This is a genomic window from Bacillus cereus (assembly GCF_002567495.1).
Taxonomy (GTDB): domain Bacteria; phylum Bacillota; class Bacilli; order Bacillales; family Bacillaceae_G; genus Bacillus_A; species Bacillus_A cereus_AQ.
Genome location: NZ_NVAP01000010.1, coordinates 25,469 through 47,138, shown reverse-complemented (window position 1 = coordinate 47,138; position 21,670 = coordinate 25,469). Strand labels below are relative to the sequence as shown.

The following is a 21,670-nucleotide window of genomic DNA, read 5'->3' as shown; positions in this document are numbered from 1 at the left end:
TTAAATTATTATTTACATTTTCTATGATTGTGTTTCATACAATCATGTCGCGGGAAACAAGGTATAACGGGTACAATCTCAGTGATTATCGGTGTTATAACCGTTGACGTATTATTAGTAGGATTTGGATCAGGTGTGTCACTACTAATAGTAGCCGTATTTACTATAAACCCAACTGCATTTGGACTTACAAATCCTCGAATTATTATCGTAACAAAAGCAACATTAGCCAATGTTCCTATCCTTAATGTCCCCGTCCATGGATTGAATGTTACTCCTCCATCTACTGAAAACTCCACATTGCTTAGTTGACTCGATATCGCATCTGTTACAACGACATTCTGTGCACTTGATGGTCCGGCATTCGCTACGAACAATGTGTAAGTTAACAATCCACCTGGAGTTATTGTATTTGCATTCACTGTTTTTATTATTGAAATGTCTGCCGATTCACTTACAGGCGTAACAACAGTAGATGTGTTGTTGTCAGGGTTTGGATCCGGCGTTATCGACCTTACAGTTACAGTATTCGTAACAAATCCTTCCGCAGCGGAATTTACTATCCCTCTTATTAAAATGATTGATGTTTCACCCTTTGGTAAATCACCTATATTCGTAGAACCTAGCCACGGATTAAACGTTAATCCTCCATCTACTGAAAATTCCACATTTGACAGTTCACTCGGTACTACATCAGTTACCGTTACAGCCCCGGCATCTGACGGGCCTAAATTCGACACTACGATAGCATAAGTCATTAACTGACCTACCGCTACTGGCACTGTACTTCCTACTTTTACAACAGCAATATCCGCTGACGTATTCACCGATGTCATAATAGTTGAGGTATTATTCGTTGGGTCTGGATCTGGTGTTGTTGAATGTACGGTTGCTGTGTTTGTAATGATTCCGAGAGCAGAAGAACTTACCATTCCCCTGATGAAGACGGTTACTGATGTCCCACTAGCTAATGTTCCTAAGTCAAGAGAACCAAGCCATGGATTAAACGTATTTCCTCCATCTGTTGAAAACTCTGGATTCAGAATCTCACTCGGCACCGTATCTGTAAGCGTCACATTTTGTGCATCTGATGGTCCGGCATTTGAGACAACCAGCCTGTAAATGAGTACCTCACCCGCATTCACTGAAGTCGGACGACCAAATTTCATTACTGAAATATCCGCTGACTCAGTTACTGGTGTAACAATGGTCGATCTGTTATTCGTTAGATTCGGATCTGGTGTCGGAGAGCTTACTACTGCCGTATTCCTAATGAAGCCAGTAGCTGATGAACTTACGGTTCCTCGAATTAAGACAGTTACTGAAGAACCATTTGCCAGTGTACCTATATTGATAGAACCAGACCATGGATTAAATGTTACCCCACCATTTGTTGAAAACTCTGGATTTAAAATTCTCCTTGATACAGCATCTATCACCGTAACAGCTTCTGCATCTGACGGGCCCAAATTTGATACAACCAACGTATAAGTGAGTACCTCGCCTGCGTTTACTGGATTTGGATTTCCTGTTTTCACCACTGAAATATCTGCAGATGCATGCACAGGCGTATCAATCGTTGTCGTATTATTCGTTGGATCTGGATCTGGTGTTGTTGAATTTACTGTTGCTGTGTTAATAATTGTATTCGTAGTAGAAGCACTTACCGTTCCCCGAATTAAGACCGTCACCGAAGAACCATTTGTCACTGTACCTATATTGGTAGAACCAGGCCATGGATTAAACGTTACTCCTCCATCTATTGAAAACTCTGGATTTAGAATTTCACTCGAAATAGCATCCGTTAACGTCACATTAAACGCATCATTTGGTCCAGCATTTGATACTACTACACTATAAGTGAGTACCTCACCAGCAATAGCTGGAGATGGGATTGCTGTTTTCACCACAGAAATATCTGCATCATTATTAACTGGCGTAATAACTGTTGAAGTATTATTATTCGGGTCTGGATCTGGTGTAGTTGAATCTACAGTCGCTGTATTCGTTATCAATCCTGTAGCCAAAGGACTTACCGTTCCTCTTATTATAATTGTTTGCGACGCACCATTCGCTAGTGTACCTATATTAATAGAACCCGGCCATAGATTAAACGTTACTCCTCCGTCTGTTGAATATTCTGGACTTAAAATTTCACTTGGTATAGCATCCGTTAACGTTACATTTAACGCATTATTCGGTCCGGTGTTCGACACTACCACAGTATAAGTCAGCACGCCTCCTGCAATCACTGGACTTGGATTCGCTGTCTTTACCACAGAAATATCAGCTGAAGTATTTATCGCGGTAAACTCCGTAGACATATTGTTTGTTGGATCTGGGTCTGGTGTAGTACTACTTACTACAGCTGTGTTCGTAATTAATCCCGTAGCAGAAGGATTTACAGTTCCTCTTATTATAATTGTTTGTGACGCACCATTTGCTAGTGTACCTATATTGATTGAACTCGGCCATGGATTAAACGTTACTCCTCCGTCTGTTGAATATTCCGGACTCAAAATCTTAATCGGCACCAAATCTGTAAGCGTCACATTTTGTGCATCTGATGGTCCTGCGTTCGACACTACAATTGTGTAAGTCAGCACGTTTCCTGCAAGTACTGGATTTGGACTTCCTGTTTTCACCACTGAGATATCAGCTAAAGTTTCAACTGGAGTTTCAAAAGTCGAGGTGTTATTCGTTGGATCTGGATCTGGTGTTGTCGACGCTACAGTCGCTGTGTTTGTGATGTTTCCAATAGCAGAAGGACTTACCGTTCCTTGAATCAACACCGTTTCTGATGTTCCATTTATGAGTGTACCTATATTGATTGAACCAGGCCACGGATTAAATGTTACTCCTCCATCTATTGAATATTCCGGATTTAAAACAACACTTGTTATAGCATCTGTGAGCGTTACGTTTGCTGCATCTGATGGACCTGCATTTGATACTACAATTGTATACGTGATTACCTGACCCGCGATTACTGGGTTAGGATTTCCTAATTTCACTACAGAAATATCTGCCGCTTCATTTACTGTTGTAACAACAGTTGAGGTGTTATTCGTTGGATCTGGATCTGGTGTTGGTGAAGCTACAGTTGCTGTGTTTGTAATGTTTCCAGTAGCGTCGGCACTTACCGTTCCTTGAATCAAGATCGTTTCTGTTGCACCATTTACCAAGGTTCCTAGAGAGAGAGTACCAGGCCACGGATTAAACGTTACCCCTCCGTCTGTTGAATATTCCGGGTTTAGAATTTCACTTGGCACCGTGTCCGTTACTGTTACATTCTGTGCATCTGATGGACCCAAATTAGATATAAAAAGTGTGTAAGTGAGTAAATCTCCACCACCCACTGGATTTGGACTTGCTGTTTTAATAATAGCAACATCCGCTGAAGCATTAACAGGGGTAATAACTGTTGAGGTGTTATTCGTTGGATCAGGGTCTGGTGTTGGTGAATCCACAGTTGCTGTATTGGTGATGCTTCCAGTTGCCGCGGTACTCACTGTCCCCCGGATCAAAACTGTTTCTGTTGCGCCATTTGTCAAAGTTCCCAAAGAGAGAGTACCCGGCCATGGATTAAATGTTACTCCACCGTCAATTGAAAATTCTGGACTTAAAACTTCACTTGGTATAACGTCCGTTAACGTTACATTTTGTGCATCATTTGGTCCTGCGTTCGACACTACCATTGTATAAGTGAGTAGTTCACCTGCTACAACTGGGTTTGGACTTGCTGTTTTAATAACAGAAATATCTGCCGAAAAATTAATAGGAGCAAAAGAAGTATCAGTATTATTGCTCAAATCAGGATCGAATGTTGTACTGCTAACAGTTGCTGTATTTGCAATAATTCCCGTAGCAGAACTGCTAACTGTTCCCTGGATTAATATTGGTACCGAATCACCTGCCGGAAGTGTTCCTAGACTTAAACTCCCAGTCCAAGGCTGGAAGGTAATACCCCCATCTAAACTATACTCTGGATTTAAAATCTCAGGTGGAATATCATCAGTTAGCGTAACATCTTGCGCAGCATCAGGACCATTATTCGTTACTTTTATCGTGTAAGTAAGCTCTTGGCCCGGTTGCACCGGCGTTGGGCTATTCGTTTTCACTATCATTAAATCCGCAACATTATTTACTTCTAAAATGTAGTCTTCTACTTCTCCATCAGAGGCAGGTCCTACACTCCTTGTATCCACAGACGCCGGCGTATTCGCGTTCTGATTAATAAGATTATCTGTTGTTAATCTAAGCCTTACAAAAGTTTGACTAGGAGTTAACGTTACGCCTGGAGGTACAGCAAAGTTTAAAATGACAGTTTGAGTACCCGGCCCAGAAGGAACCACTTGCACAGCTGCCGCTTCATTCCCTTGAAATATTCCATCCTCATTAAAATCAATCCATCCATATAAATTAGCATCACTTCCTGTATTATTCGTTACAGTTACACGTAACGAATAGCTAGTTGCACTAATTGAAAGAGTCGCAAGAGGTACCGTTAAGCCGTCATCTTGAATACCTTTTGAAATATCATCACCGGTTGCTGTAGGGTTTTGATAAGCATCTGTTTCCGCAGTAACTTTCGTCCCTAAAAATAATTCATTTATAATTTCGTGACGCGGGCCATTGTTAGCTAGTAGCGTAGAATAATTATTTGGTCCGTTACCTGGAGCAGTATTTGGGGCATCACCAAAATCCACGTTAATTTCAGCAAGCAGACACATAGTCGCATCATTAAATGAGGTTGTAACCGTACTAGAAAACAGTGCCGCGGTTGCTGTATTACCAGCGATAATATATCGGTATATGTTACCCGTTGGATTAGCAATTGCATAAATTACACCATTTGAGTCCAAAGCAATTGCTCCAAAAGGCCCTGTATTTTGGGGTGTTGTCGTTAAATTTGTAATTTGTCCTGTCGTCGGGCTTATTCTTACAGCTATACCCGTAGGAGTTATGCCATATAAAAAATTATCTGACGGATTATATACCCAATCACTTACGTTTAGTGTTGTACTTAAACCAACGCCGAAATTATTAGTTTGTTCTGTATATCCAGTTGCTGGATTAACTAGCTTCATAAATGTTGCAGAATTTGGTCGCAAATCAATCACATAAAATCTTGCAATATCATTTACAGAAATATATAGAAATCCATTAAGATCAAAAGCTCCAACATTATAATTATCCACTGGTAATCCTGGCGGTAGAGGGAATAGGGCTGTTACATTTCCACTACTATCTACACGCACAATTTTATTATTTAATTGATCATATCCATAAATATAATTATCTAAAGTATTATATGCAATAGCGTTAATATTCACAGGGGGATTTACCGTACCCTGAGTCAGAGTTGCCCCCGTTACAACATTGATGTTATACCAAATAGATGGGGTACCTGCAAACTGAATCATAGTCGTCGTACAACCTAAAGGATTATTGACAGTATCGTGGCTAAAATTTTGACTCGCAATTGTTGCACCATTATTAATCTGGGCCGCGGTAACTGTAATTGTTAGCTTTCTCGGCCCATTTGACATAGTAAATCCATCAGGTTGAGTGAAATTTGTAGGTGGGCAAGTATCACCTGGATTAGCGACAGGTTCATATACAGTGTAAGTTCCTGCCGTAGTAACTGTAAAACTATAATTTCCATTTACATCTGTTTGGGTAGTTATACATGTTGCTGCTGTACTACTAAATAAAACAACGAAAACATTAGGTATTCCCGGCTCTCCAGGATCAAATTGACCATTGTGATTTAAATCATTAAATACAATTCCCGTTATAGTTGCTACCAAACATCATCACTCCTGTCTCACTTACCATCTTATATATATCAATCAAAAAATAATCAATTAGGCCAAATGTATGATACAAGATGTCCTAATTTTTATTAATGCCTTGCTAATAAAGACATAATTATTCCACGTATTTTATTCACATTTAGTACATTATGTGAATAATTTATAAATTCCTCACATAACGTGCCAATATCTAGACTGTTATAAGGATGATCATTTGTACATTTTTATTGAATCCACAAAAAATACCCTTTAAATAAACAAATCTAAAGAGATAAAACGTTACAACTGTTTTTTGACAATATGACTTTGTTTTAAACTCACACTACCATCAATATTCTTAAACTAGTATTATTTCGTATCTAGTATTTTATTTACCAAACATAAGTTAACATCAAAAAAAACGAATTTACAGTAATACGTGCAACTTCTAATAAAACTTATCCTATTGAAAAACTGCGAATCAATTATATACAAGACTCCTTATCCCCTAACGATGTAAAAGCAGAAAATCTTAACGTAACATTTTTACATATTATGGTATAATTTGAAAGGGTTACTAGCTATTCATCTACGTTCCACACTAATCGTCTAGGAACGTAAGAATCAAAAATATTAGAAATCAGAGGTGATACTGTGAAAAAACGATGGATTTCTTGGTGGATTGGTAACATATTTTGGATTATCGCTTTTGGGGTATGGGCAGCTATTATTTGGCTACGAGATGTTGATGGTGCTGGTGTTACTCAAACATCCGAAATTAAATCAATATCACTTATCGTTTTATTAATCGCGTTTATCATACCGATATTTTTTCAAGTTGTATGGCTAATCATTAATTTGAGGATAAGTAGAAAAAATAATTATACGATTTAGTTTTTCAAATTAACAGATAAATGTTTTTCATAAAAAAAGAGAGGAATCTACATCAAAATAGATTCCTCTCTTTTACATTTCCATATGGGCTTATACTACGCTCTTAAAACAGTACTACTCCCCTTTTTTACGATGCATGATGATCTTTCTTCTTCATTAACGCTCTCTTCTTCATCGCTTTCGTTAAATATCCACCTTTAAACGAACGAATTTCATACGAAGACATAAACGCTTTCGGTGCGATTTCATTAATAATTTCTAACAGCTCTTTTTCTCTCGAACGCTTTGCAACGATATCTAAGCGATAACGTATAGAATTAATTCCTTCACCTTCAAATACTGTAACGCCAAATCCAGAGTGACGTAATTCATCTACTAATTCATTACAACGGTCTAGTAAACTAACTTGATACGTAATATAACCAATTGCTAATTTATTCTCTATATAACCACCTAATAAAAGTCCCGTACTAAAACCGATGACATAGGCAACAATGTTCATCCAATTTGATAAATCTTGAAACACAATACCTAAACTAACAATGTAAATAGCCCCTTCTAACAATCCTACGCCTGCAGCGGATCTTGTTTGATTCTTTACAAGCAAAATCGTACGAATTGTTAATATTGGAACATAAATAATTTGAAGCACAAAAATAAGTAGCGCTTGTAACATTGGTATCCACCTCTTTCAAAAAGTCTTTTGTCATGATAACATACATAACCTTTAGAAATCGATGGGTTTTTAAATTTTTTTTAATTATTTTTCATACTATTGAAAAACGAAAAAAAGAAGCGTATTATATTTGTCGCTCATTCGACTATCGGTACTTATTTTTCAACATCAAAAAAGGAACCCGATTAGGTCCCTTTCATCATAGCTGTATTTTTTTCGAAGCATTTTCCCTTTGCTTCTCTTCTTCTTTCACTAACTGCATATTTGCATAAGCTAAGTTCGCAATCATTAAAAAGTGACCACCTAAAATACCTGTACCAAATGCCCACATTTCCATTTCATGTTCAATTTCATACATGATAATAGCCCCTAAAATGGCAGCTGCAAATCGGTTTAAAACCCCTAATCCAGGAGCCTTTTCTTTCATTACAATACTTTTCCCAAGTTTCTCCACTCTGCGAGCTAATAGCCAAAGGCAATATGCACTTACAGCTAATCCGATCCCAAACCCTGTTACTTGTTTTCCAAACGGAGTAATCGTCCACATAAGTAGTAAACCACTAAAGATCACATACAATTGTAATCGATATACACGTAAGGCTTCTTGAATCAAAATATCCGCTCCTAAGTTCTCATTTTTTGTACTTTAGAAGAAAAGCAGCAACTTACACAGTTGCTGCTTTCTCTTCTTCTTGTTCTTGTTCCATCTTACGAATTTCAACACGTTTAATTTGGTAAGCGTCTTTTTCTAACACTTTAAATTCATAACCTTCTGCCTCAACGTGTTGTCCTTCTTCGATTTCATGATTTTGCATCATAATCCATCCACCGATTGTATCCACATCATCTTCTTCAATGTGTAATCCAAATAAATCTTTCACTTCTGAGATAAGCACTTTTCCATCAACAATGATATGTTGCTCGTTTACATGTTGAATTGGTGGTGCTTCATCTTCATCATATTCGTCACGAATTTCGCCGACGATTTCCTCCAAGATATCTTCAAGCGTTACAATTCCGGCTGTTCCTCCGTACTCATCATATAAAACAGCCATCGGAATTCGCTTCTTCTGCATTTGAAGTAATAAATCGTGAATTGGAGTCGTTTCCATCACTTCAATAATCGGACGCATATACGAACGAATAGATGACAAATCTTTTTGATCCTCGGTCATATATCGAATAAAGAAATCTTTTACGTTGACCATACCGATAATATCATCTTTATCTTCTCCAAAAATCGGATAACGTGTGTATCGCTCATTTTGGATTACTTTCATGTGTTCTTCTACTGAATCTTCCAGGTAGAAACCGACGATTTCTGTTCGCGGTACCATAATCTCTTTTGCAATACGATTATCAAATTCAAAAATGTTATTTACATACTTGTATTCAGCTTGATTAATTTCGCCACTTTCATAGCTATCTGAAAGGATAAGGCGTAATTCTTCTTCTGTATGAGCTACTTCATGTTCTGAAGCTGGCTTTAAACCGAATAAACCAGTTATCACACGAGCTGAACCGTTCAATACCCAAATAAATGGATACATTACTTTATAGAACATCATTAATGGACCTGCCAATAATAACGTTACTCTTTCAGCCTTTTGAATTGCCATCGTTTTCGGAGCTAATTCCCCTACTACAACGTGTAAATACGTCATAATCATAAAAGCAAGACCAAATGTTAATACTGATGAAATAGAAGGATTTAAGTTCCATTTCTCAAATAACGGATGTAATAACTTTTCGATTGTCGGTTCACCTAACCAACCTAATCCCATAGCTGTAACTGTAATACCTAATTGACAAGCAGATAAATATTCATCTAAATTTGTTGTTACCTTTTTCGCTGCTAAAGCACCGCGTTTTCCTTCCGCAACAAGCTGATCGATACGGCTTGAACGTATCTTTACAATCGCAAACTCTGCTGCTACGAAAAATCCAGTAAATGCGATTAAAATCGCAACCATGACTAAATTAAATATTTCCAATGAATCCCCTTAGTTAAAAAACTAAGGTGTCCACCTCCTGTATACTATAATGTTTTCTTATTTGTTTGTTAGAAAACATAGCCCGATACAAAAATTAAAGAGGTCGGATTTCACTTATTCTATAATAATAGAGCAAGTGTCTGTATTAAAGCTGTCGTTTGACCTGATAAAGATTTCGATATTTTTTCACGTTGTGAATCAGTCAATCCATCTAAAAGCGGCTTTAACTCCGTTAACTCAGCTTCTAATCGATGAATATGGTCTGTCACTTCATTCACTTGTTTCGAAACGTGTTCATTGATACCGAGCAGCTTCTTCTTCTCCTCGATTTTCTCTTTAATCTCACAAAGCGGCATATGCATTTCTTTGCACTTCTCAATAAATTGTAATGTCTCAAATGCTGTTTCGTCGTAATAGCGATAATTAGATTGAGATCGCTCCGCTTTTAAGATACCTAGATTCGTATAATAATCAATCGTTCGTTTCGACACGTGAGCCATGAGAGCCAACTGTCCGATTCGATACACCTTCCCAACGATCTTCCCCCCTTGTTTATATTACTTACATCATACAACACATAAACTGTACAGTCAAACGTGACGGTTTATTATTCACAATTTATACAAAATTCATCTTCACATCTTATAATATCTATTCTATTAATCTAACTACATAATAAGATTATCAATTTTAGAACACCAACAATACCGCAATATATTAAATAATCCGTTCCTTTCAACCTTTCGAATTTAAAAACATATCATAACAACATCGATATCAAATTCTTTTTATAAATAGGAGGAAAAAATGAAAGCTGTTATTCTTGCTGGTGGGTACGGTACAAGAATTGGGGAAGAAACACATTTAAAACCGAAACCTATGATTGAAATTGGAACAAAACCTATTCTATGGCACATTATGAATTTGTTTAGTCATTACGGAATTACTGAGTTTATCATTTGCTTAGGCTATAAAGGATATGCAATTAAAGAGTTCTTTCTGAATTACAACTTACACATGTCTGATTTCACAATACATTTAAGCGATAATACAATTATTAGCCATTCACACCCTATCGAACCATGGAAAGTTACATTAATTGATACTGGTCTAAATACCGAAACCGGTGGCCGAGTGAAAAAGATTCAAAATTATGTCGGAGACGAACCTTTCTGCCTCACTTATGGCGATGGATTAAGTAATGTAAATATAAAAGAACTGATTTCATTTCATAAAAAACATGGAAAAATGGCTACTGTTACTGCCGTACAACCTCCTGGCAGGTTTGGCTCTCTCGTTTTAGATAAACAATCTGTCACATCCTTTCAAGAGAAACCACTAGGTGATGGTGGATGGGTGAATGGTGGTTTTTTTGTTTTAAATCCTAGTATTTTCAATTATATTAGCGGTGATAAATCTGTTTTTGAAACAGACACTTTAGTACAGTTAGTAAATAAAAATGAACTGGCAGCCTTTCAGCATACTGGTTTTTGGCACCCGATGGATACATTGCGTGATAAAAATAAATTAGTCGAGCTATGGGAAAATAATAATGCTCCGTGGAAGGTCTGGTAATATGACTTCATCGTCTTTTTGGAATAAGAAGAAAGTATTTATTACGGGACATACTGGATTTAAAGGCTCATGGATCACCCTTTTTTTAACTTCTTTAGGTGCAGAAGTAGTTGGATACTCTTCTAATCCTCCCTCAACCCCTAATCTTTTTGAACAATGTAACGTAGCAACAGAATGCACGACAATGAAAGGCGATATTACAGATTACGATTCTTTATTCCTTGCCATAAAACAGCATAACCCCGACATACTTTTTCATTTAGCAGCCCAGCCAATTGTAACCACTTCGTATAAAAATCCTATCGATACATTTAAAACCAATGTTTTAGGTACTGTTCACGTACTAGAGGCAGCAAAGTCCGCCGGAAGCGTACGTGTCATTATTAATGTGACAAGTGATAAATGTTATGAGAATGATGGGAGTGGCGACCGAGCATTTGTAGAAAATGACCGACTAGGAGGTTTCGATCCTTATAGCGCTAGTAAAGCTTGCGCTGAATTAGTTGCAACATCTTATCACAAATCTTTTTTTCACACGAATACTACTTCGCTTGCTTCTGTAAGAGCAGGTAACGTTATTGGTGGTGGTGATTGGGCAGAAGATCGATTATTCCCTGATATCATTCGGGCATATTTGCACAATCATACTTTGTGTATTCGAAACAAATATGCCGTCCGTCCGTGGCAACATGTTTTAGATCCTCTACACGGCTACATCCTTTTAGCTGAGACACTTTGGAATGATGCTAAATATGCAGAAGCGTGGAATTTTGGTCCAATCAATGAACCTAGCAGAACCGTAAATGATGTCATTCAATCCGTAATGAAATTATGGAATAAACGACTCACAATCCATTCTCCCTCTACAAAAACTCCTTATGAATCACCAATTCTAACACTCAATAGTACAAAAGCAGTAAACAAACTCGGCTGGACTCCTAAGTTATCAACAGATGATTCTATCGCTTGGACTGTTGAGTGGTACAAAAAATATGCATCTGGTGAAAATATAGAATCTTTCACACGACAACAAATCGATGCATTCAAAAATTTATAAGGGGGCTATAAAATGGAACAGAAAAAATGCCGTTTTTGCCACTCATTACTAACTAATACTTTTTTAGATTTAGGCGTTTCCCCTCTCGCTAATTCATTTGTAGCTCCTGAAAGCTCATATAAAATGGAACCTTTTTATCCGCTGCACACATTTGTTTGTAACTCTTGTTTACTCGTACAGCTAGATGAATTTGAATCTCCACAAAATATTTTTCATGACTATTTATATTTCAGCTCTTACTCCTCAAGTTGGCTACTACACGCTAAACAATATGTAGAAATGGCGATTAAGCGTTTCAACTTAACGAAACATTCAAAAGTGATTGAAATTGCAAGTAACGATGGGTACTTATTACAATACTTTCAAAAAGAACATATCGAGACGCTGGGAATTGAACCAGCAAAAAACGTAGCAGACATCGCTATCAAACAAGGAATTCCTACTCATGTGAATTTTTTCAGTAATGACTTAGCAAAAAAATTACCACAAGCTGATTTAATCGTCGCAAATAACGTATTAGCACACGTTCCAAACTTGCATGATTTTGTCTCTGGTTTAAAAACCTTATTAAAACGTGATGGAACGATAACAATTGAATTCCCGCACTTATTAAACCTTATATCATCTAATCAGTTCGATACTATCTATCATGAGCACTTCTCTTATTTCTCACTTATAAGTCTCCAAAAAATTTTAGCTCATCATCATTTACAAATTGTTGATGTAGAAGAGCTTTCAACACACGGTGGTTCATTGCGTATTTTTATAAACCATCTAAGTTCCCAATCCACTATCCATTCCAACGTTACAAACTTACTCAAAAAAGAAGTCCATCACGGACTCGATACATTAGATTGCTATCTCCTTTTTTCTAAACGAGTGGAACAATTGAAAATAAATATTTTAAAGTTTTTTATCGAAGCGAAAGCTTTAAACAAACAAATTATCGGTTACGGCGCTCCCGCTAAAGGAAACACCCTTTTGAATTATTGCGGGATAGGTAAAGAATTTCTAGCTTATACAGTAGATAAAAACCCTCACAAACAAAATCTCCTTTTACCAGGAACTCGTATTCCAATAAAATCTCCAGAAGAAATTAAACATACAAAACCGGATTACATTCTCATACTTCCTTGGAATTTGAAAGACGAGATTATGAAGGAATGCTCTTTCATTCGTGAATGGGGCGGTAAATTTTTAGTGACGGTTCCAGAAGTTGAGGTGATCGAACCATGAAGAAAGTCGTTGTAACAGGTGGTAGTGGGTGGATCGGTAAATATGTCATACATTCACTTATACAGAAAGGGTATGAAGTGCACGCCACGTATAATAAAAATAAACCCTCTAACCTTCCTTGCCATTGGCATAAAGTAAACTTGCTTCGCGATGACGAAGTAAAAAAATTCATTTCCGACATTCAGCCTAGCCATCTCATTCACCTCGCTTGGGAAGCAGTACCACCAGCATGCTACGTATCAATTAATAATTACTATTGGCTAAAGTCTAGTATTTCATTGATTCAACACTTCACAATATGCGGCGGAAAGCGCGTCGTTGTTGCCGGTACTGGCGCAGAGTACGAGTGGTTTAACGGTGTATTATTTGAAGATTCCCCCCTCCTTTCCTATAAAACCCCGTATTCACTATGTAAAAATGCACTGCACTCCTGGTTAGAAACGTATGCACAACAAACGGGCCTCAGCATGTGTTGGGGCCGCATTTTTCATATGTATGGACCTTACGAACAAGGTAATCGACTCGTTTCTAATATCATCACTTCCTTATTAAAAAATGAGGATGCACTATGTACACATGGAAAACAATCGAGAGATTTTCTCCATGTGAGTGACGTCGCTGACGCTCTCGTAACACTATTAAACCGCAACGTTACAGGCACAATCAATATCGCTTCTGGTCAATCTGTACAAATTAAAGAATTGGCTTCTATTATTGCTAAAAAGATAGGAAAAGAAAATTTAATTCAACTAGGTGCTATCCCTTTCCCGAAAGACGAACCTTTATTCGTCGGCGTTAGTGTAGAACGTTTAAAGACTGAAGTAAACTGGAAACCAAAATACGATCTAAATACTGGCATTGAAGATACAATCTTGTGGTGGGAATCATTTATAAAAAAGCATAACGATACGCATCACTAAGTCGTAAATCCTTCGTTCCGCTCGCTAATTCCTTATACCATTCTTCTAATCTTTCCGGCGTAACAATATGGTGCGTACCCATCCCCGCATGCTTACTAGCTTCAGAAAGAGTCGGACCAATTTGTAACTTTCTCTTTCTCATCGCATCGTTCCACGGACTAAATCCAAACCATAATATACAAGCAAGAGGTGGATAGCTCATAGATTCATGTGCGGACAAATGCCTTCCAACCGTATAACTTCCGTGTGCATGATTATGAATAAATCTACCTCTTCTCCACAATCTCCAATCTTCTGGTAAATAACCATGAAATCGCTGTTTCATTAGAGATGTTCCATACTTAAGTTTTGGATAATTATAGTTAGGATCATCGACCATAATAAGCCCTTCTAGCCAATACATCCTCCCTCCCAATTCATGAAGCGATTTCCAGAACTGTTTTTTATCTTGCACACATAGAAACTCGGTCGTATTTAAAATCATTTTCCAACCTTCTATCTCTTGCTCTATCATCATCACTTCATGATCTGTCGCTAATGCATCAAATTCCGGATGTGCAGAATCTCGTACCTCCCAATGCGGTGCATATTTTTTACAAATTTCAACTGAACGATCGGTTGAACCTTTATTAATTAAAATACCATGATCAAACAGTTTCGTATGATGCTTAAGCCACCACGGTAATAAATACTCTTCATTATAAAAATGAGAAATAACGGTTGTAGTTATAATAATCTCCTCCTCTTTCTCTATGAATCTACTTATTCATCCTACTCTTAATATACTTACCGGTTATATAATTGGTTTCTTTTATTTTAAAAATATGTTTTTCTACCGTATTCTATGCTTTCTTAGGAAGCTGATCTCTCCATTTTCTAAAAAAGCAACGCCACGCAAGAAACCTTACAATAAACTGAAAATTAAGTTATAATATCATTATAAAATATGAAGGAGGAATGCACGCATGTACTACAACACTTCATTCGAAAACGATCAACCTGTAGACCGTCTATAAACTAAGGCGGGCATTTATATAGCTAATACACTTTGCCTCGTCTTAGGGAACTCATATTACCCTAAAAATAGACGGAGGTACTTCAAATGAAACAAACAATTTTAGGAGCTATATGCTTATCACTAGCAGCAAGTATATGGGGCGGTATGTACGTTGTTAGCAAATATGTACTCGACTTTATCCCACCACTGACACTCGTTTGGTTACGCTTTATTATCGCTTTTGTTGTTTTGTATGGCATTTTGAAAATAGCAGCGAAAAAACAAAAGAAAAAAGTAGTCATTCGCAAAAAGGATTGGATTCTATTCGCTTGGATTGGATTTATCGGCTATTTCATTTCGATTACATGCCAATTTATCGGAACAAAATTATCCGACGCTCATACAGGCTCGTTAGTTACATCAGCTACACCTGCATTTATGGTTATATTTGCAGCGCTCATTTTGAAAGAAAAACTAACTGCTCGTAGACTTTTATCTACTATAATAGCGACAATCGGTGTTATTATCGTAATCGGGTGGGATATCGAAATTGGCTCCTATTTTATTGGGACAATCATTTTAGTTGGAGCCGCTATTACGTGGGCTTTACTATCTATTTATGTGAAAATCGCTTCAGTTCGATTTTCACCCTTAGTTATTACAACGTACGCAATTTTCTTTTCACTCTTTTTTATTACACCTTTTATGATATGGGAGCTACAAGCGGCCTCTATCGGAACAGTAAATACGTACGTAATATTAGGCGTATTATACTTAGGAATCGTCTCAACAGCAGGTGCCTTTTTCCTTTGGAATAAAGGATTAGAATTACTGGATGCAAGCATCGGTTCCTTATTTTTCTTCTTCCAACCTATCGTTGGATCGTTACTTGGTTGGTTGCTCTTAAATGAAACATTAAATAGTAACTTTTTTATTGGTGGTATTCTTATTATATGTAGTGTTTTCATTACTACTTTTGAAAAGAAATAACAAAACAGGCAGAGATTCTTAATCTCTGCCTGTTCGCATAATTGGGTCTTGATCATGAAAACCAATACAAATCGGTATATTACTTTGCACTTCACTACGTACACTTATAAAACTACACAGCGTTTTAGCAATTAAATATAAAGTGATACCGATTGCTTTTTCACTTGTGTCAAAGCCATTTTCATTATACATATCCGCTAATTCTACAGACCCCGGTCCCTCAACATCATATGTCCATTCAGAAGCCCAATCATCATCCCCTTCTTCAAGTGGAGCATACTCCTCACAAATATAAAACTGACTAATCCACTCATTATCAAGGTCATACTCAAAATAAATCGCTTTTGCTTCTTCATTAGTAGCCATTTCTACAGCTGCATCCAAACCTACTCGAATACTTTCCTTATATGACTCTAAATCAATTTCTTTAATTCGTTCTGCATATTCTGTAGACGCCAACATGCAACAAATATCATAATACTTCGCTTCTATTTGCTCTACTGCTAACGAAAAGACATCCTCTTGCATCTCTTCTAAATACTGAAATATATCCACACTAAATACTCCTCACTCTTTACGCACTCCAATGCGATGGACGGGACAATAATTTCGGTAATTTCGTATATTTGTCCCCTCTCGCCGCATTTACTTGAACTTGCGTCAGAAAAATACTATTTGTAAAATCAGTCCCGCGAATATCTGCATCTCGCAAATCTGCTCCGATGAGATCTGCCCCTCGTAAGTCTGCACCATTTAAGTTTGCCGCAATTAAATATGCTCCTCTTAAATTTGCTCCTTGTAAATCTTTCTTTTTCAGATTTGCTCCCATAAGGTCTGCGCCGCGGTGTATAATTCGTTTCTTACGCGCAGTATTCATTTCCTTCCATACTAATTCGCTCGTTTCTAAAAGAAGAATGTTTACCTCTGCCCTATGCACTGGAACATTTATTTTCATTAACTCATCTGGATTTAAATTCGAAAGTCGCTCTGTCTCCTCAATTGCGGTCTTCAGCTCTTTATGAATTGGCTGTGTTGCCTTTAAAAGAATCGCCTCATTCAAATACCAAAGCATTTCATGAAGCTGATGCATAACTGGAAAAGCATCATACATTTTTCTCGCATGCTTAGCATCTTTCCGCCAATCAATTCCTTTAAACGTAACTTGAGAGATTTTCTGCCCAGCACCGAAACATTCAAATACTGTACAACCTTTATAGCCATTTCCTCTAAGATTTTTATGTATACTACATTTATAATCTGATTGTAAGTTGGAACATGGTTTACCACCATCTTTATTCACTGCAAAATCTACCGATGCTGCGAACGGTAACGCCACGCAACATAGACCGAAGCATGTTTCGCAGTTTGCTTTTAAATGATCATTATGATTAATCAAAATGTATACCCCCTGTTGTCCTTTGACTATTTCATAATATTCCAACTGTAATAAATAATCAATTTTAAAATAAACTAGCATCTTTCATTTCAATTCATAACTTTATTATTCGATTTCCTTTCAATTGAAAAGGACTATTTCTATTTAACGAATTATAATTAAATTATAAATTTTCAAACTAAAAGGAGACTTATTATGGCACTAGAAATGAAAACAAACTGTCAAATTTGCGATCAATCGCTCGAGCAAAATTCTGAAGCTTACATTTGCGTATACGAATGTACATTTTGCGCACCATGTACAGAGGAAAGACAAAACGTTTGTCCAAACTGCGGCGGTGAGTTAGTACGTAGACCGAAAAAGAAACAGTAAAAAGCAAAGCGATATCGCTTTGCTTTTATTGTTTTCTGGGTATATGAAATTATATCGAACACAACTTAAACATTTAAAAACTTCACACAAACAGGCTCCGGCACAACAACATCAGATTGTAAAAGTGTTAACTTTCCTGTAGATTCATTTCTTGAAAATAGCACAAGATTATGTGACTTTTCATTTGTAGCAACAAGAAACTTTTCAGTAGGGTCTAATACAAAGTCCCTCGGCCAATTTCCTTCTGTAGATGTATGTTCCACAAATGTAAGCTGACCTGAATTTTGATCTACGCTATAAACAGCGATACTATTATGACCACGATTACCTGCATATACAAAACGGCCGTCAGAAGAAATATGAATCGCACTTCCTTGACTATTTTCATCAAATTGTTCTGGAAGAGTAGAAATATACTGTACTTCTGTAAAGGATCCTTCTTGCGAGTTATATATTAACACAATAACCTCTGAACTTAGCTCAGTCATCACATAAGCGTATTTTCCATTCGGATGAAAAGTAATGTGTCTTGGACCACTTCCTGGTTTTACAGACAAGCTATTCACTTCTTGTAATGCACTATCTTTTATTTCATACGTGATTATTTTATCTATCCCTAAATCAACACCCACCACATATTTTTCATCAGGAGTATATCCCGCGTAATGTGCATGTGGTTTTTCTTGCCTTTCCTTATTCGGACCTGAACCTTCATGCGTCATAATAGATGCGGCAGGATTTACAGTTCCATTTTCTTCATTTACTACGAAAGACTCAATCGTTCCTTTATGATAATTCGCTGTAACTACCGTATGATTTCCACTATCAACACTCACATGACAAGGAGAAGCACCTTCTACTACTTGTCTGTTTTCTGCTTTTAGCTCTCCAGTTTTACTATCAATCGAATAAGCAGCTACACCACCAGATTCGCCTTCCTTAACAACAGAATAGAGATATTCATTATTTTTGCTTATCGTTACATATGTAGGGTTATCCAGCTTGGCCGCAAGTGTTACATTACTAATTTTTTTCGCTTCCGTGTCTAACGTAAACTTATATATTCCTTCACTATTTTCTTTCGTGTACGTTCCAACATATCCAATAAACCCTTTGTTATCCTTCATTTTCATAACCCTCTCTCCCTATATTTTTCGTTCATCATACTTCTTAAAATATTTTATGTTGAAAGAGTATCCTAAAAAATTGGAGTACCTCTTTATACGTTACCATATTTTCTGGCTAAATAGCTTTTAAACCCACTTTTTTTGATACGCTGCTATACTCTCATATTCTTCTTCCAGATGACGGGCCAAACGAATATAGATCGGTGTTAATTCTTTATATTTCTCCACACTTTCCATGTTTGGCTCATGATAAAAGTTGGCACCTACCATTCCAGAAACTACGTGTAATGTATCTACTTCGCCTAAGCTATATAAACCGAGGATTGCCGCTCCTAGGCAAGAGCTTTCGAAACTTTCCGGAACATATACGTCTTGATGAAAAATATCCGCCATCATCTGTCTCCAAAGTTCAGACCTAGCAAAACCACCTGTCGCTTGAATTTTTTTCGGTTCACCAATGAGTTCTTTTAAAGCAAGTAAAACTGTATACAAGTTATAAATGATCCCTTCTAAAACAGCACGAATAAGATGTTCTTTTTTATGATGCAATCCAAGTCCAAAGAATGACCCTCGTGCATTGGCATTCCATAAAGGTGCTCTTTCGCCTGCTAAATATGGATGAAATAATAAACCATCAGATCCCGGATTCACTTTTGCTGCTATTTCCGTAAGCACTTCATATGGATCTTTTCCTAAGCGCTTCGCAAGTTCAATCTCTGAAGTGCCTAATTGATCACGAGCCCACCTAAAAATCATACCACCATTATTAACTGGTCCACCGATTACCCAATGGTCTTCAGTTAGGGCATAACAAAAAATTCTACCTTTTGGATCTGTTACAGGACGATTTGTTACAGCACGTATCGCACCACTTGTACCGATTGTAACCACAACAACCCCAGGATCTATTGCATTTACACCTAAATTGGAGAGTACCCCATCACTCGCTCCTACTACAAAAGGCGTAGAAACAAGTACATTCATCTCTTTTGCAAGTTCTTCATCTAATCCTATTAAGCTGTGCGTCGTTGGAACAAGTTTAGATAGCTTTTCACCTGTAATTCCTGCAACATGTAAAGCCTCTTCATCCCATTTTAAAGATTTCAAATTAAACATTCCTGTTGCTGAAGCTATGGAATAATCAATTACATATTCCTTATATAACCTATAAAAAACATATTCTTTGATCGAAATGAATTTATAACTTTTTGCAAACAATTCTGCCTGCTCATTCTGTAGCCAAACTAATTTCGAAAGTGGTGACATAGGATGAATTGGTGTGCCAGTACGAAGGTAAATTTCATGACCATTCATATCATTCTTTATTTTCTCCGCCCAGCCTGCACTTCTATTATCTGCCCAAGTAATACATCTCGTTAATGGATTCCCCTTTTCATCTACAGCAATGAGACTATGCATTGCCGAACTAAAAGAGACACAAAGAATATCATTCGGCTGTACACTACTTGATTGTACAGTTTCTTTAATCGTATTTATTACTGCATGAAAAATTTCTTCTGGGTCTTGTTCTGCTGTTTCCGGCGTGGGAGAATGTAAAGGATATTCAATTCCATGACTTGCAATAACAGATCCATCAATCGAAAACAGAACTGATTTTGTACTAGTTGTCCCAATATCTACACCGATTATATATTTCGAGCTCACCATGTAACCCCTTTCAAATTATTCCTATAACAAAAGAGCACTATGATTTTTATTTATACAAAAAAGACTCTCCCTTATGAGAGGTACGTTTTAATAACTATACTCTCATAAGGGGGTCCTTTTTCATAACCATTGTGCTATTTTGTGTTCCTTTTCATATTGCTGCTTTCACGTAATAAGATGCCAAACTCGAGATTAAGTTTATAGGATGAAGTTACATAGAGATTGGTCCTCTCGTGAAAAAAGCAATTGGTGAAACTTCACTTCATTATAACTTAGGCGCTTTCGCCCAATCCGCAGCAAACTTTTCAATACCTTGATCTGTTAATGGGTGCATAGCAAGTTGTTCAATTACTTTATAAGGAATTGTTGCAATGTGAGCACCTGCCATCGCTACACGAGTTACATGATCTGGGTGTCTGACAGAAGCCGCAATAATTTGTGTATCTAATTGATGAATCTCGAATAATTCAGCAATTTTAGCAACTAATAGTACACCATCTTCAGAAATATCATCTAAACGTCCTAAAAATGGAGAAACGTACGTTGCACCTGCTCGGGCTGCTAAAAGAGCTTGGTTTACAGTGAAAATAAGTGTAACGTTCGTTTTCACACCTTTTTCAGTAAGATAGCGACAAGCTTCTAACCCTGCTAACGTCATCGGAAGTTTTATCGTAACGTTTTTATCGCCACCGTTAATTTTAATTAACTCTTCTGCTTGAGCAATCATTTCTTCAGCTGTAACAGCATCTGGCGTTACCTCTGCCGAAACAGATTCAACTTTAGGTACTGCCTGACAAATTTCTGCGATACGGTCTTCAAACTTAACGCCCTCTTTTGCTACTAAAGAAGGATTCGTTGTAACACCAGCTAAAACTCCAAGTTTATATGCTTTTTTTATGTCCTCAAGATTTGCAGTATCAATAAAAAATTTCATGATTAATTCCCTCCAGTTTTTAAACGTCAATGAGTT

At 37.1% G+C, this 21,670-nt stretch carries 18 protein-coding genes; 7 read left to right on the top strand and 11 right to left on the bottom strand.

Annotation, left to right across the window (positions count from 1 at the left end; genetic code table 11):
- Positions 1-8: 8 nt before the first annotated feature.
- A complete protein-coding gene (locus tag COK05_RS05065) occupies positions 9-5,813 on the bottom strand; it encodes a DUF7507 domain-containing protein (protein ID WP_098611711.1) in 5,805 nt (1,934 codons plus the stop codon).
- 639 nt (positions 5,814-6,452) lie between these two features.
- Between COK05_RS05065 and COK05_RS05060 the strand changes: the two genes are divergently transcribed.
- Entirely contained in the window at positions 6,453-6,692 is a 240-nt protein-coding gene (locus COK05_RS05060; protein ID WP_098611710.1) for a DUF3923 family protein, read from the top strand.
- A gap of 127 nt (positions 6,693-6,819) precedes the next feature.
- Here the strand turns inward: COK05_RS05060 and COK05_RS05055 are convergent, their stop codons facing one another.
- The 4 genes from COK05_RS05055 to COK05_RS05040 all read right to left on the bottom strand — a co-directional run bounded on the left by COK05_RS05055 (position 6,820) and on the right by COK05_RS05040 (position 9,889).
- Complete coding sequence (locus COK05_RS05055; protein WP_002172712.1) at positions 6,820-7,368, bottom strand: DUF2179 domain-containing protein; 549 nt, start codon at positions 7,366-7,368, stop codon at positions 6,820-6,822.
- 199 nt (positions 7,369-7,567) lie between these two features.
- Positions 7,568-7,981: an ATP synthase subunit I gene (locus COK05_RS05050; protein ID WP_098611709.1), complete on the bottom strand. Its 414-nt coding sequence runs from the start codon at positions 7,979-7,981 to the stop codon at positions 7,568-7,570.
- Between the two features lie 52 nt (positions 7,982-8,033).
- Positions 8,034-9,362, bottom strand: a complete 1,329-nt coding sequence (locus COK05_RS05045; RefSeq protein WP_000402258.1) for a hemolysin family protein — start codon at positions 9,360-9,362, stop codon at positions 8,034-8,036.
- Positions 9,363-9,481: 119 nt separating this feature from the next.
- Complete coding sequence (locus tag COK05_RS05040) at positions 9,482-9,889, bottom strand: MerR family transcriptional regulator (protein ID WP_000285637.1); 408 nt, start codon at positions 9,887-9,889, stop codon at positions 9,482-9,484.
- A gap of 280 nt (positions 9,890-10,169) precedes the next feature.
- On the opposite strand from COK05_RS05040, the gene rfbF reads away from it, so the two are divergent.
- The 4 genes from rfbF to COK05_RS05020 are packed head-to-tail and all read left to right on the top strand — an operon-like array spanning position 10,170 to position 14,150.
- Positions 10,170-10,937 (top strand): glucose-1-phosphate cytidylyltransferase, encoded by a 768-nt coding sequence (gene rfbF / locus COK05_RS05035; protein WP_098611708.1) that lies wholly within the window; start codon positions 10,170-10,172, stop codon positions 10,935-10,937.
- A 1-nt stretch (position 10,938) separates the two neighbouring features.
- Positions 10,939-11,994, top strand: a complete 1,056-nt coding sequence (gene rfbG / locus COK05_RS05030; protein WP_098611707.1) for a CDP-glucose 4,6-dehydratase — start codon at positions 10,939-10,941, stop codon at positions 11,992-11,994.
- Positions 11,995-12,006: 12 nt separating this feature from the next.
- A complete protein-coding gene (locus COK05_RS05025; protein WP_098611706.1) occupies positions 12,007-13,230 on the top strand; it encodes a class I SAM-dependent methyltransferase in 1,224 nt (407 codons plus the stop codon).
- The gene (locus COK05_RS05020; RefSeq protein ID WP_141538899.1) at positions 13,227-14,150 is read left to right on the top strand and encodes an NAD-dependent epimerase/dehydratase family protein; all 924 of its coding nucleotides are present in this window, start codon (positions 13,227-13,229) and stop codon (positions 14,148-14,150) included. The genes COK05_RS05025 and COK05_RS05020 overlap by 4 nt, the downstream gene beginning before the upstream one ends.
- On the opposite strand, the gene COK05_RS05015 is transcribed toward COK05_RS05020, so the two are convergent.
- Positions 14,119-14,916, bottom strand: a complete 798-nt coding sequence (locus tag COK05_RS05015) for a glycosyltransferase family 2 protein (protein ID WP_098611705.1) — start codon at positions 14,914-14,916, stop codon at positions 14,119-14,121. The genes COK05_RS05020 and COK05_RS05015 overlap by 32 nt on opposite strands.
- A gap of 336 nt (positions 14,917-15,252) precedes the next feature.
- Between COK05_RS05015 and COK05_RS05010 the strand changes: the two genes are divergently transcribed.
- Positions 15,253-16,137 carry a DMT family transporter gene (locus COK05_RS05010; protein ID WP_098611704.1) on the top strand — a complete coding sequence of 295 codons (885 nt, stop codon included), beginning with the start codon at positions 15,253-15,255 and terminating at the stop codon, positions 16,135-16,137.
- Between the two features lie 18 nt (positions 16,138-16,155).
- Here COK05_RS05010 and COK05_RS05005 read toward each other — a convergent pair whose 3' ends face one another.
- Positions 16,156-16,692 carry a hypothetical protein gene (locus COK05_RS05005; protein WP_098611703.1) on the bottom strand — a complete coding sequence of 179 codons (537 nt, stop codon included), beginning with the start codon at positions 16,690-16,692 and terminating at the stop codon, positions 16,156-16,158.
- Between the two features lie 19 nt (positions 16,693-16,711).
- Positions 16,712-17,533, bottom strand: a complete 822-nt coding sequence (locus tag COK05_RS05000) for a pentapeptide repeat-containing protein (RefSeq protein WP_098611702.1) — start codon at positions 17,531-17,533, stop codon at positions 16,712-16,714.
- A gap of 195 nt (positions 17,534-17,728) precedes the next feature.
- On the opposite strand from COK05_RS05000, the gene COK05_RS04995 reads away from it, so the two are divergent.
- Positions 17,729-17,905: a DUF1272 domain-containing protein gene (locus tag COK05_RS04995; protein WP_016080876.1), complete on the top strand. Its 177-nt coding sequence runs from the start codon at positions 17,729-17,731 to the stop codon at positions 17,903-17,905.
- Positions 17,906-17,970: 65 nt separating this feature from the next.
- Here the strand turns inward: COK05_RS04995 and COK05_RS04990 are convergent, their stop codons facing one another.
- The 3 genes from COK05_RS04990 to fsa all read right to left on the bottom strand — a co-directional run bounded on the left by COK05_RS04990 (position 17,971) and on the right by fsa (position 21,634).
- Entirely contained in the window at positions 17,971-19,038 is a 1,068-nt protein-coding gene (locus COK05_RS04990; protein WP_098611701.1) for a lactonase family protein, read from the bottom strand.
- Between the two features lie 120 nt (positions 19,039-19,158).
- Entirely contained in the window at positions 19,159-20,700 is a 1,542-nt protein-coding gene (gene gntK / locus COK05_RS04985; protein ID WP_098611700.1) for a gluconokinase, read from the bottom strand.
- A 265-nt stretch (positions 20,701-20,965) separates the two neighbouring features.
- A complete protein-coding gene (gene fsa, locus COK05_RS04980; RefSeq protein ID WP_098611699.1) occupies positions 20,966-21,634 on the bottom strand; it encodes a fructose-6-phosphate aldolase in 669 nt (222 codons plus the stop codon).
- Positions 21,635-21,670 lie beyond the last annotated feature (36 nt).